The organism is Priestia sp. YIM B13551 (assembly GCF_042787905.1).
In the GTDB taxonomy this organism is placed as follows: Bacteria; Bacillota; Bacilli; order Bacillales; family Bacillaceae_H; genus Priestia.
In genome coordinates this window covers 84,850-97,275 of record NZ_JBHZOX010000007.1, presented here as the reverse complement: position 1 = coordinate 97,275, position 12,426 = coordinate 84,850, and the positions used below count along the sequence as shown (strand labels likewise).

Here is a 12,426-nt window from a genome sequence, read left to right as displayed (position 1 = left end):
GTATGGAAAAAGCTACATTTGCAGGTGGATGTTTCTGGTGTATGGTTACACCTTTTGAAGAGCTAGAAGGTATTCACGGCATTGTATCAGGATATATGGGGGGAACTGTGGATAACCCTACTTATGAGCAAGTAAAATCTGGAACAAGCGGTTACTACGAAGTGGTTCAAATCACATTTGACCCCGAAGTGTTTCCGTATAAACGTTTATTAGATCTTTATTGGCCGCAAATTGATCCAACAGATGACGGAGGTCAATTTCAAGATCGCGGCTCGCAGTATCGAACAGCAATTTTTTACCATAACGACAGCCAAAAACAGGCAGCTGAAGAGACGAAGCTAGAGGTCGCAGAAAGCGGACGTTTTAAAAAACCAATCGTGACAAGCATTCTTCCTGCCTCTACGTTTTATGAAGCCGAAGAGTATCACCAAGATTTCCACAAGAAAAATCCAAAGCATTATAAAGAAGACCGCGCTAATTCTGGGCGAGATGAATTTATTCAAACGAACTGGAAATAATTCTTGTGTTCAAAACAAAGCCGCATAGCGTTTGCTATGCGGCTTTGTTTTACCAATTATCTGTATAAGTCGTTGTTGTTGACGGCACGCTCCAATATTGCTGCGAAGGCTGCCATGCTTTTAACGATCCATCAGCTCTCTTCACAATTGCTTTAAATTGAACATTTTGACTCGCAGGAAAATAGACGGTGCCTCTCCAATCAGCTGTAGATGAATTATATGTTAATTTAATTGGATAAATGGACGTATCCCACTGACCTAGCTCAGCTCTGTCTCCAACAATATAAACCGTTTCTCCTAATGCAGTTGGCGCATTTTTTACTACAACCGTTTGCGCAACAGGTGTAACGCCCAACGTATTTTTAAATTGCCCCATCAGCGTATCATTGTTAATAACATCGTAGAAACGAAGCAAAGTAAATCCTGCAAAATTATAGTTAAAGGCCATTTCAGCTGCTTTTTTATATTGATCTTCACTGCCTATAGTTAAAGCATTTTCCCCGTTTAAAACAACTCCTTTTGCATTCGCAATACCTGCTACCTGGCGTACAAGCGTCTTTGGCATAGAATATTCCGGATAATTTCCGCTGTCCGTCATTTCTAAGCACGTAAACGTTATATCTAATTTAGCTGTTTTAAACGCATCTAAAAGCGCGTTGTAATCATTATATCCAGCAGGTTTTTCTGCAGCATGAGGAATCGTGGGATTATTATACTGCCAATGAATTCCTGCCACTTTTGCACCGATTGGTACGTTAAAGGTGGAATCAAAAGCCTGATGAGCTAACTGTCCAATACGTTTTGTGTGATCTTCCAAAGCTCCTTGATACCATGCTAAGAAATCTTTTCCATAAGCTGTTGAATAACCATCTTTTAAGAACTGATAGCCATCTGATGGCGGTAAAATTTGCGATGCAGACGTTAAATTGGTTCCCCATGCTTGATTAATGCCGGCGAGTGAACCGTATTTAGTCAAAGCATATGATTGAAACTTGCTTTTGGCGAAGTTCGTATACACTTGAAATTTCCCTCTAGACGGATAGCCGGTTCCGTCTGCTGCTGTATAAGACGGATAACGAATTTCACCTGCAGGGCCTCCTGATAAATAGATTTTAGCAATCACGTCTTTATAAGGTGCTAACGCTTGCGCAAATGCCGTATAGAGCTCTCCGTATTGCTTAGAAATAACGTCGGTTGCAAGCGGGCTTAGCGTTTCTTTATTTGTCGTACCTGTTTCAGATTTAAAGTAAAGGCTGTCATCACTTTTTAAGTTCCATACCCAAGACGGAAGCGGAACGTTACAATCATCTCCTACATTACCGCCGCACTGATGAGTAGAAATAATAGGAACGATCTTTATACCTGCGTTACGAGCTGCTTGAGCAAATCGCTGAGCATAGGAAAAATCGAACTGCTGATCGCCGTTTTTCTCCATATCTCCCCACCAGAAGTCTACTGTCACTGCATAAAATCCATTTTGTTTCGCTTTGCGTAAATCGTTCTCAAACGCTTCCCATGTTGTATAGTCTGTTACCTTTTTTAAAGGCGCCATTAAATAGGTTTTGTAACCTGGATTCATTGATTTTCCATCTACGGCAGCCGCTCCGTTAATTGGACTCAAAATGAAAGCGTTAACAAAAATGAACATCAAAACGAAAGCCAATCCTTTTTTACATAGCTGTTTCATATCTTCCCTCCATTTTTTCAAAATCACCTATAGGTATTCGGCAGATTTTAGTTTTTTCCTTTTTCTTTTATAAAAAAAGACGCCCCGCCAGGACGCCTTCTTCATTAGTTCCAAATCTCATTCACCCATTCAGGATGGTCAATAAACGGATTGCGGTTATGCTGATAGTCTGAATAAATAATGTCATTTCTACGTCGTTCTCGATCATCTACTGGGTCTTGGGCATTCCATTGAAGAAGCACAGATAATTTCCCGTGATAAGGAGCAGTGCCATTATTCACTGTGTTATTAAGTTCTAAGTCAGGCTCATCACTTACATCGCCTTCATAGCGCACGGCCATATAAAACAACATACGAGCCACGTCGCCTTTTACTTCATCTCGAGGTTCCCATGAATCACTGTCAAAATAATTTCCGAGTGCTTCGCTATGTTCCGTTCCTCCGGTATCAAAATCTAAGTTTCCTCTCGTACTGTTTACAGACACATCGGTTGGACGTAAGTGATGAAGATCTGTTCCAGGTCCCATAGCTGTTCCAAAATCCCCGTGAGACTTTGCCCAGACGTGCTCACGGTTCCAATCGTCCACTCCGCCTCCATTTGTACTCTTAGCCTGTGAACGCCCCGTGTAGAGCAAAATAACGTTATTTGCGTTAGCTGGATCTTCATCCGTTTTCTTTAAAGCTTCCCATACGGCTGAATACGACAGTTCTGTGTGATGATCAATAATGTTATGAAGCTCTGTCTTTAAGCTGTTTCCTGTTTTTTCAGCTGCAGTACGATAATAGTCTTCTACTGGAACGGTTGGCTCTGTGGGATCTGGAGCGGGATCAGTTCCTCCTGTTTCTGTACTGATAGAAGTAACTGATTTTATTCCAAAGTGTGAAAAATAAGGAGTGAGTGTGCCCGTAACAGTAAGACTTTTCCCTTTCAACTCCGAGTGACTTTGAAGTCCAAATGTACTTCGCAAATTTGAAGGAATTTGAACGTACACCATCTTGTCTGTATTGGTTTCATTTGAACTGTCAGCAAGAGCAAGTGCATAATCGTTTGGGTAATTGCTTGTAATAACTGTAGATGTGCCTGTAGGTTGACCTACTACATATCCTTTAACCGTTTGTACACTGTTGTTTTGATTCTCAAGAGCTTGTGCAACAGATAAAAACGCGGCTGCTTGACTAACAGGAGTTAAGCTTACTAAAAGAACAAAAATAAGCAGGGACATTGCCCATGTTTTTTTACACAGAGCGTATAATTTCACTTTTTTATTCCTCCTTATGATAGGTTTGAAAACTAGTTTTCTTCCACCTCTTTATATTATTTTTTCACTGTGAATTCCCTGCCTCTTTTTTGTTAAGTTTTATAGTGAAAAAGATGTATTCTTCTTTACAGTGACGGCCACTTTATGCGAAGGGTTATATTTTTAAAAGTCCACATTGGAAAAAGCATTATGTGTCTTTCTTTATATATGGTATAATCAACCGAATCGTAAAAGAGCTTATACTATTTCAGAAAATGAAATGATTTAAATAGAAATGAGGATTGTCTATGCTTAGTTTTGACGAAAAATTAGCTATTATTTCATCGTTTCCAGAGCTGCATCGAAAAGATGTATCTTTAGGACGCGTGAATTTTCATTATGAAGAAAGCGTGTACGATAAAACGGTTGTTGTGCATCATCTGCATCCTAACGGAAATGGATTTGTATATGCAGGGTTTTTAAAAGGATATGAAACAAATGACAAAGGTCTTGTAAATATCCGTGATTATACAGAAGAAGAGCTTCGCTCTATTATTGAAGCTTCTATTGAATCTTTGTCTACCCTTCCTGATACAGCTAGAGAAGAAGCTATTGTAGGGAATGGAAATGAACAGCGCTGGAACGGCCCAGACAATGCAACGCTTTTACTTGTTCATGAAGATGACCTGTGGAATGTTTATTCTGGCTTGAATTTAGAGGCAGCATTTCTATCTTACGAAGAAGCAGAAGATTATTTGTTTGAAGAAGGCTTCCGCCGCCTATAAGCCTGCGTCTATACGAAAAAACCTCGCTGTTGATTAACAGCGAGGTTTTTTCATTTTTTTACAGAAGGCTGAGGGCTGATGCGCGGTATTAAAACCGCAAATAATATAACAACCCCCACACCAATCAATAATAAATAAAACCATTGTAGGTCTGATGACTTTTCAGAAGCAGTTTGTTCTGTTTGCTCTTTCTTGTAGGAAGTGTTTTTAGAAGAAAACAAGTTATATTCTTTTGCTTTCGCAGAAATCGTATTATCTTCAGCTGATGCGTTCGCAAAAAGACTTTCTTTTAAGCTCTCTTTCTCTGCATCTTCCTCTTTTTCAAATGTAAGATCCTTTATTTCCTCCGGAATATTTCCTACTTCTTTTTTATTTTCTAGCAAAGATTCGGGGTCCAAATTAATCGGATCATCCTTATATACATTTGGTTTAATCTCTTCAACGTTTCCGTCATCAGCTTCAGCCGCTGCTGCTATAGGGAAACAAAGAAGTGAAAAAATAAGAACAATACTTCCAATCTTCTTATTAAGCACTATAGGTTTCATCATTTTCAACCTCTTTAGTCGTCTTTAAAGCACGAATAATAGATGGCAGAACAATTAAAACGGCAGTCATTCCCAGTAATACAATAAGCGCCTGTCCAAACAGAGACTGCGTATCATATTGAATTGACATATATACTTTAGATACTGGATCTTCGTAATTAAAGTTTGGCATAGATAAGTTAAGAAGCGGGGTAATATAAAATAAAATCAACCCTACTGTCGTCACCCATCCAGCGAAGCTTCCTAATAAGAAAGCAATACGTACGAGTGTAGATGAAGCAAGCAATAAGACGATCGTAAAGATTGACCATTCCATTGCCCGGTCTCCCGATAACGAATAAATATTAAGGCTAAAGATACTTACCATTAACCCTACAATCAAATTCAATAACCCAAACAGCGTACCTTTCACAAGCATAGGTGCATGTCGGTAGTATTGACTGAAATAGCCAATTAGTAAGCTGCTGATTAAGATAATAACCAAAATGACAACTGGTGGAACCTCTTTTACTTTTTCAGCCGGCACTTCACCGCTTACTTGAAGAGGATTCGCTAAATAATGATAAACGTAATCATTATTCTGTCCATCTACTAATGTATTATTTAACAAACGGTATACCTGGCCGCGAACCAACTTCGTTGAATCCACGTTTTGGGCCCACTTGCTGTTAAGCGTGTCAGCTTTATCCTGGACTTCATTTACACGCTTCTGCAATTCATCTGTGTATGTGACAACATTAGCTTGTCTTTCACCTAAAGATGAAATGAGTTCGTTCATTCCCTTCAACTCTTGACCCATGCTTTGCTGCAGCGTCATTAAGCCCGTTACGTCCGGAGCTTCTTTCTTTTCTAATGCTTGATCTTCACCTGCGCTAGATTGAAGCTCTTGATTCATTGCATTTGCTTTTTCTTGAATAGCTGATAGCTCTTCCATAATAGATTCTTGTTCAGCATCAACTGTTTGTCCATATTGATCAGCAAAATCTTGCACTGAACTTTGGAACTGTGCTAACTCTTCTTTTGTTAGCGACAGGTTTTGTTGGATTTGCTTACGTGCATCTTGAGAAGAGACGGTGCCAGCTAACGCCTGCTGCAAACTTCCTTTAATAGAGTCATTGTTAAGGACGCTGTTCTGTATGTCTGTATTTCCTATTTGAGCTAAAGTCAAATCATACTGCGATAAATCACCGTAGTACTTTAGCAGATCTTCTGCACTGCTGCTTTGAATCTTACCTGAGAATGTATTGCTCAACTTTTCCTTGCGAGAAGCTGAAAGGTTTGGAGAAGATAAAATTTTATCTTCTTTGTTTTTAATCATCGTAATGAGATTGTCTACATCCACACTACCTTTAGAAGGCTTTTTGCCGTCTTCTTTCAACTTTTCATTCTCTTTTTTTAATCGTTCATTTTCTTCTTGAAGCTTAGCAATTTGACCGCTCGACGACTTGGTTGCTTCTTCTAAGTCTTTCTCTGCTTTGTTTTTCTGTGCTGTCAAAGACTTAACGTCTGCTTCCAAACTGGCAATTTTCTGCTTCAGCGCATCCGTATTTTCTCCTGAAGCTTCCGGCTGAACGGTTACATTTTGCAGCTCATCTTTGACTGCTTGTACCTGTGTTTTCAGATTAGCCACTTTTTCAAGCGCACTTTTCACAGCATTGGATGTACCTGATGCATCCGCTGTGTCCGATGTTTCAGGCGTTTCCGTTCCCTCAGATGTCTCAGGTGCTTCAGGTGCTTCAGGCGCTTCAGGCGCTTCAGGTGTTTCGTTCACCATTCCTTGGAGCTGCTGTTCTAAGTCTTCAAGTCCTTTTGATATATCATCAAGCTTTGCTGTTTGCTGAGATAAATCCACTTTAATTGGTTCTGACGTTCCTTCGCCTTGACCGGAATCTGGCTGAGTTCCGTCATCTTCTCCAGGATCCGTCGGAGTCTCTCCACCTTGATTCGGATCTGGCTGAGTTCCGTTATCTTCCCCAGGGTCCGTTGGCGTCTCTCCGCCTTGATTTGGATCTGGCTGAGCTTCGCCATCTTCTCCTGGATCCGTTGAGCCTCCGCCACCCTCATTTGATGAAGCTGTCTCTAGCTGCGCACGAAGCGGCTTTAGCTTACTTTCAATTTGATTTAGGGTTGTTTGCTCAGACTGCTGTTTATATGAACTGACTATTTGGCCGTTCAAATCTTGCAGAGCTTTTTCTTGTTCACTGACGTTATCCGCTTGTTGTTCTCCAAGTTCTCCGACGGCTTTTTGATTTTGATCCAACTGCTGTTGAATGGAAGATAAGCCACTAAACACTTGATTGGCCTGCTCATTAAAATTTTGCTTAGAGCTTGGCTGATTAGATTCAAGGGAAGACAACTCTTCTTGAATCGCAGCGACGCTTTGAGCCTGCGTTTTTTCAAGCATTTGTTTCTGTGTTTCTTGATATGTTTGATATTGATTTACATATTCAATGAAGCTGTTTAAATTCTTTTCAACCTGTTCTACGTCGCCTTGTCTGTCGCTTGAACCTTTTTCTGCTTTATTTACATTATCTTGGATTTGCTGAAGAATTTTCTTTTGATCATTTAATTCACCTGCTAAATCTTTTGAATTCGGTTTATAAAAAGCGACCATTGTTTTTTGAAAGGCGATTTCTTTATTTAGAATTTTATCGAACTGTCCGCGTACCTTATCTACTTCCTGTGATACATAACTCCAGTACAAAGAGGACATTTCATTATTAACCTTTGTAGTAGCATCTTCTAATTCCCCTACTACTTTTTCCTTATTAACTGCGTTAAGCTGACTTTGAACTTTGTATTCCAAAGTAGCTTTTTCTGGATTTTTTTCCTGATACGATAAAATATTTTGTGAGAAGGTCGAGGGAATATAGATAACCGCATCATATTTCCCATTCTGTAAACCGCTTGTAGCTGCGCTTCGTCCAAGCACGGTCCATTGATAATCCGACCCCTCCTGTAAAAGAGGAGTCACTTTTTCTCCAAATTCTATCGCTTTTTCACTATTTTCTTTTACTCCATTATCTTCGTTAACAACCGCAATCGTTCTTGTTGAGTTTTCTGTGACTTGCAGCGGGTTGTCTCCAATATACTGGAAAAAGAAAGAAGGAAGAGCCAAAATTAAAACAACAGCTAATATGACTTTAAGTGTATACTTACGCTGTTCGGTCATGTTAAGATCTTCCTTTCACTTACACATAGCGGGATTTGAATTCTTGTTTCTTTTCCACTTTTAATATAATAACCGAAGCCAGGGTTAACATCGGCTTCTTTTCGGTCATAAGGAAGTGTAAATAAGCTTTGCTCTGTTTTCTTCATCAGCAACACGGCTTGGCTAATTTGCTTCACTTCTGTTGTTAACGCGTCAAATCCTTTTGAAAACTCATTGTTGTTCCCTGCAACAATCAAGTTAAAGCCCAGGTGACTATAATTTTTCATCAATTTTGTAATACGATCCTGCAGGACGCTGTCTAAGTTTTGCTGGAATCTTACAAATCCGTCTACTACAAGCATGATCGGGGCAAATGAAAGACTGTGTACCGTTCCTTCCTGCACTGCTTCCAAATACTTATTTTCACGTCGCTGCAATCGTTCTTCAGTTAAATCAAGCCAGTCAATAATCTGTTCTTTTGTTTCCATGTAAACAACTTGCTCTTCAGCTGCATAGCTTGATAAACCGCGGTCAACCGAATCAAATAGTCCGATTTGCTTCACGCCTTGTTCAAGCGCTGTTTGCAGTATGACCTTCACTATATTTGTCTTTCCTTTTTGCGTCTGCCCCATGACGATGCAATGCTTATTTTTCGTAAAGTTCATATGCACCGGTCGAACAAACTCTTCATCTAATCCAAGAGGAATGACTCCTTTTTCCCGAATAACCCTTCTGTCCGTCATAAACTCGGCAAGTACAAGTTTCGATGACAGCATTGGTACAGGCTCCGGAACAGTAGCATCAGCATATTGATTCTTTAATCGTTGAATGTGCAGCTTAACTGCATCAAAGATTTCAAAATCATCTTTTCCTTCCGCAGGTAAAAACAGCTGCGCAAAATAAGGTTGATCCGTTTTGATAATAGCCCGGCCTGGAATAGACTCTAGCGCATACGGCGTACGTCCTAAAATAGAATACGCTTCTGAATGATCCATTAAATAATGAACAACTTTTGTTTTCAAGTTATTCATAAGCGACTGACGAATAGAATTCACGCGCGTCGCAGTAAAGATCATATAAATTCCTAAAGACTGACCGTCACGCACGAGCTGTGTGAACTGCATTTCTAGATCTTGCATTTCTTCTTTGACAAGATCAAAATTATCAATCGTGATAAAAATTAGAGGAAGCTCTTCTGTACTTAGAGCATTATACATTTTGATATTGCTAACTTCCCGCTGTTGAAATAACTGCTTTCGCCTTGCGATTTCTTGTTTGATAATCGTCATGAATTTTTCAATTTTACGCATCTGATCCATTAAGAAATAATCCGCCGTATGAGGCAGCTGACGAAGCGGCAGCAGCGTGCCGTTTCCAAAGTCAAAAATGTAATAATGAAGCTGCTCCGGGCTCTGTCTTTCAGCTAGACTAAGAAGCAACATCATGACTGTAAACGATTTACCGTATCCTGACGAACCAAATATACCAATGTTTCCATCGTCCATCAGCTGATAGTTATATACCGTTTGGCTTTGCTTTTCCGGTTCATCATTCAAGCCAATTGGGAATACGCCGTCTCGCTTCTCTTTGTACTCACTGCGAAGCAATCTTTCTTTAAGAGGCGGCAGCCATGGACTATTTAATTTTTTGATAGCTAGTTCCTGCTGCGTTTTTTCAATTTTTTGCACCACAACATCAATTTCTGCTTCCGCTTGTTTAGATGACGTCTGCTGAGTAGATACATCAGATAAAGGAATCAAACCGAGATCTGTGACAATGGCGACTTCATCTTCAGCCCCATACGTATCTTCCATGTACGGCGCGCCGCTCCAAGCTGACTGAAACAGTTCATACACTTCATTATTTCCAACCTGCAGATAGCCTCGACCCGTCACCGTAATAGAAGCAGCGTCCGCATTTTTTAAAATTTCTTTACTGTCAGCGGCATCTTGGACTTTTAAAGCTACTTTAAAGCGCGCGTTACTCCAAATTTGATCGTCAATAACACCGCCTGGCTTTTGCGTCGCTAAAATTAAATGAACGCCCAGACTACGTCCAATGCGCGCCGCGCTGACTAATTCCCGAATGAACTCTGGTTCTTCACTTTTTAACTCGGCAAATTCATCCGAGATTAAGAATAAATGAGGCAGAGGTTCTTCTGCCATACCTTGCTTATATAAATCTGTATAATCATTAATGTGATTGACTTCATATCTATCAAACAAGCGCTGGCGTCGTTTTAATTCACTTTTAATAGAAGCTAGGGCTCTTGTACTAAAATTCTTACTTCCTTCAATGTTTGTAATGGTTCCAAGCAGATGAGGCATGTTTTTAAACGGCTGAGCCATTCCTCCGCCCTTATAGTCAATCAATAAAAACGCAACTTCATGGGGGTGGAAATTCACCGCTAGAGAAAGAATGTACGTTTGTAAGAATTCACTTTTCCCTGACCCCGTCGTACCTGCAAGTAATCCATGAGGGCCGTGAGCTTTTTCATGAAGATTTAGTTCAACAATATCTTCTTTTCCTTTTAAACCAATGGGAACTGCTAGCGACTTAGCTGATTCATTGCTTTGCCACCTTTGCACGATATCCAACTCACCAATTTCTCTTGCTTTAAATAATTCTAAGAATGAAACGCTATTTGGAATTGAGTTGGTCATGCCGACTTGGTGATCCAATGTTCGCAGCATCCTTGCAAATCTTTCATTATAATCAAGCGTGTGTTTATCAAGCTGAAATGGAATATTCACAGCTTTTTGCTTTTGAATTAATATATCCCCCTCGGATTCGTTAATATAACGGACGAGTGTATGAACATGCTCCGTTAAGCTTTCCTTTGTCTCTGCCGCAAATATCGCAGAGAACCCAAGGTGAGGGTGATATCCTTCTAAATACTCTAAGATAACGTGATCTGCAATTAACTGCTGATTCGTAATAATAAAAACAAAGTGAGGCAAGAAAACCCCTTCTCCTTTTGCTTCATCTAAATCGCGTTCTCTCAGCATTTCATAAATAGAAGATAAAAGCTGGTCTCTCGTTTGTTCATTATAGATGAAACCTTTCGCAAAAGAATGCGGAAGCTGAAAATGAGGAAGCCATTTCATCCATTCCCACTCTTTATATTCTTCTTCATCAAAAATGAATACGAATCTTAGGTCATGATAACTGTGGGAAAATGCCAGCTGTCCTACAAGCTGATGCAGTTCATTCTTCACCGTTTTCATCTTTCCTACCAGACCGATAGAGCCTAAACCTAAATGAGCGGTGACAGGGGCATTTTTCACTTCTCGATAGACCTTTTCCATGTGCTGAGACTGCTCAAGCAAATCATCAATTTCTCGATTAGCCATATCTCCGCTATTCAAAGAAATTTGGTAGCTTCCAGGAACTGTTCCTGTTCCAAGGCGCACCTGTAAAAAATCACTGCTTTCTACAGTTCGTTCCCAAATTCGATCAGAAATCTGTTCTGTTAAATATTTCATTCGTTCAAACGTCGGAAAATGATAAGATAATACATCTCGTTGAACTGATACTAGTTCTTGTAATTCCTCGCGCTTGTTTTCTAAATACTTTGTATAAATTCGACGACGACGCTCCTGCCGCTTCTTGCGCTGTTTTTTATCTTTGAAGTATTGAACGGTAGATACAATCAGCGTAGTCGTAAACATCATGACAGATATAATAATAAAAATTCCCCTAGGCTGAATAATCGAGACCGTACCCATGACTAAAAGCATGACTAATGGCGGTAAAATAGTAAGCCATAAGCTTCGGTTATTTTCATCATTGTCCTGAGACGGAAAGGACAAGCTTACCTTATCATTAGGCAAATCATATATCATGCGCGGTGTCCGTCTATAAACCGGGTACTTCTTTTTCATTTCAGAAATAGGCTGTGCCGTAGCTGGAAGCTTAGATGCATAATCGTAGTAGCTTTGAATCTTCAGCAAATCTTTTTCGATCAATTGAATCGTCATAGAAGACCATAAAATAAGATCTCCGGGCTGAAGGTTCGTATTCTCTTCTAGTCGGTGTCCGTTAAGATAAAGCGGTTCTTGGTTATAAAAGACCTTCCACTTTCCGTTTATCTTTGATAAGTAAAATCCTTCTTTTGGCTCTACTACACACTTTTGTTTCTGCTGATACACATCAGCTGCTTCATCACTTGTGGAAAACGAAACTTCTGATCCGTAATCAATATAATAGACAGCTTCTTTAACAGCCGTCTCTGTAAGGACAAAGGTTAAAGCATGTCCTTGTTCTCGCCATACAAACGACTCAGAAACAGATAGCTCTGCTATCCTTTCTTCTCCGTAGGAAATTAAGAGCCGGCCGTTCTTTTCAGATGACAGCGTCATTTGCCCTTTCTCAAACGGATAGGAAAACGTAAAAGTTTGATGCTGAGTGTTTCCAACCGTTGCTTGGCGAAAGGTTTTAAAATCTACAGGCAGCTGCTGATACGTTTGCCCACTAACTACCCAAAGCATATTCATACAACT

At 39.9% G+C, this 12,426-nt stretch carries 7 protein-coding genes; 2 read left to right on the top strand and 5 right to left on the bottom strand.

The features are described from left to right. The first annotated feature begins 2 nt into the window (after nucleotides 1–2). A complete protein-coding gene (gene msrA, locus ACFX4N_RS25250) occupies nucleotides 3–518 on the top strand; it encodes a peptide-methionine (S)-S-oxide reductase MsrA (protein WP_192101047.1) in 516 nt (171 codons plus the stop codon). 49 nt (nucleotides 519–567) lie between these two features. Here the strand turns inward: msrA and ACFX4N_RS25245 are convergent, their stop codons facing one another. Next, nucleotides 568–2,205, bottom strand: coding sequence for a family 14 glycosylhydrolase (locus ACFX4N_RS25245; protein ID WP_013055113.1), 1,638 nt, complete (start codon nucleotides 2,203–2,205; stop codon nucleotides 568–570). 104 nt (nucleotides 2,206–2,309) lie between these two features. Continuing rightward, nucleotides 2,310–3,464, bottom strand: coding sequence for an endonuclease (locus ACFX4N_RS25240; RefSeq protein WP_192101046.1), 1,155 nt, complete (start codon nucleotides 3,462–3,464; stop codon nucleotides 2,310–2,312). A 287-nt stretch (nucleotides 3,465–3,751) separates the two neighbouring features. On the opposite strand from ACFX4N_RS25240, the gene ACFX4N_RS25235 reads away from it, so the two are divergent. Then, nucleotides 3,752–4,228, top strand: coding sequence for a hypothetical protein (locus tag ACFX4N_RS25235; RefSeq protein ID WP_013055111.1), 477 nt, complete (start codon nucleotides 3,752–3,754; stop codon nucleotides 4,226–4,228). Between the two features lie 50 nt (nucleotides 4,229–4,278). Here ACFX4N_RS25235 and essA read toward each other — a convergent pair whose 3' ends face one another. From essA to essC, 3 genes are read right to left on the bottom strand one after another with little or no spacing between them, the layout of a single operon-like run. After that, on the bottom strand, nucleotides 4,279–4,773 hold the full coding sequence (gene essA, locus ACFX4N_RS25230) for a type VII secretion protein EssA (protein ID WP_377263237.1): 495 nt from the start codon (nucleotides 4,771–4,773) through the stop codon (nucleotides 4,279–4,281). Beyond that, the gene (gene esaA, locus ACFX4N_RS25225; protein ID WP_377263235.1) at nucleotides 4,754–7,945 is read right to left on the bottom strand and encodes a type VII secretion protein EsaA; all 3,192 of its coding nucleotides are present in this window, start codon (nucleotides 7,943–7,945) and stop codon (nucleotides 4,754–4,756) included. The genes essA and esaA overlap by 20 nt, the downstream gene beginning before the upstream one ends. Beyond that, a complete protein-coding gene (gene essC / locus ACFX4N_RS25220) occupies nucleotides 7,942–12,420 on the bottom strand; it encodes a type VII secretion protein EssC (RefSeq protein ID WP_377263233.1) in 4,479 nt (1,492 codons plus the stop codon). The genes esaA and essC overlap by 4 nt, the downstream gene beginning before the upstream one ends. Nucleotides 12,421–12,426 lie beyond the last annotated feature (6 nt).

Excerpts from the sequence above, each read along its gene's own strand:
- msrA (WP_192101047.1), top strand. The coding sequence starts at position 3 with ATGGAAAAAGCTACATTTGCAGGTGGATGTTTCTGGTGTATGGTTACA.
- ACFX4N_RS25245 (WP_013055113.1), bottom strand. The coding sequence starts at position 2,205 with ATGAAACAGCTATGTAAAAAAGGATTGGCTTTCGTTTTGATGTTCATT.
- ACFX4N_RS25235 (WP_013055111.1), top strand. The coding sequence starts at position 3,752 with ATGCTTAGTTTTGACGAAAAATTAGCTATTATTTCATCGTTTCCAGAG.
- essA (WP_377263237.1), bottom strand. The coding sequence starts at position 4,773 with ATGAAACCTATAGTGCTTAATAAGAAGATTGGAAGTATTGTTCTTATT.
- esaA (WP_377263235.1), bottom strand. The coding sequence starts at position 7,945 with ATGACCGAACAGCGTAAGTATACACTTAAAGTCATATTAGCTGTTGTT.
- essC (WP_377263233.1), bottom strand. The coding sequence starts at position 12,420 with ATGAATATGCTTTGGGTAGTTAGTGGGCAAACGTATCAGCAGCTGCCT.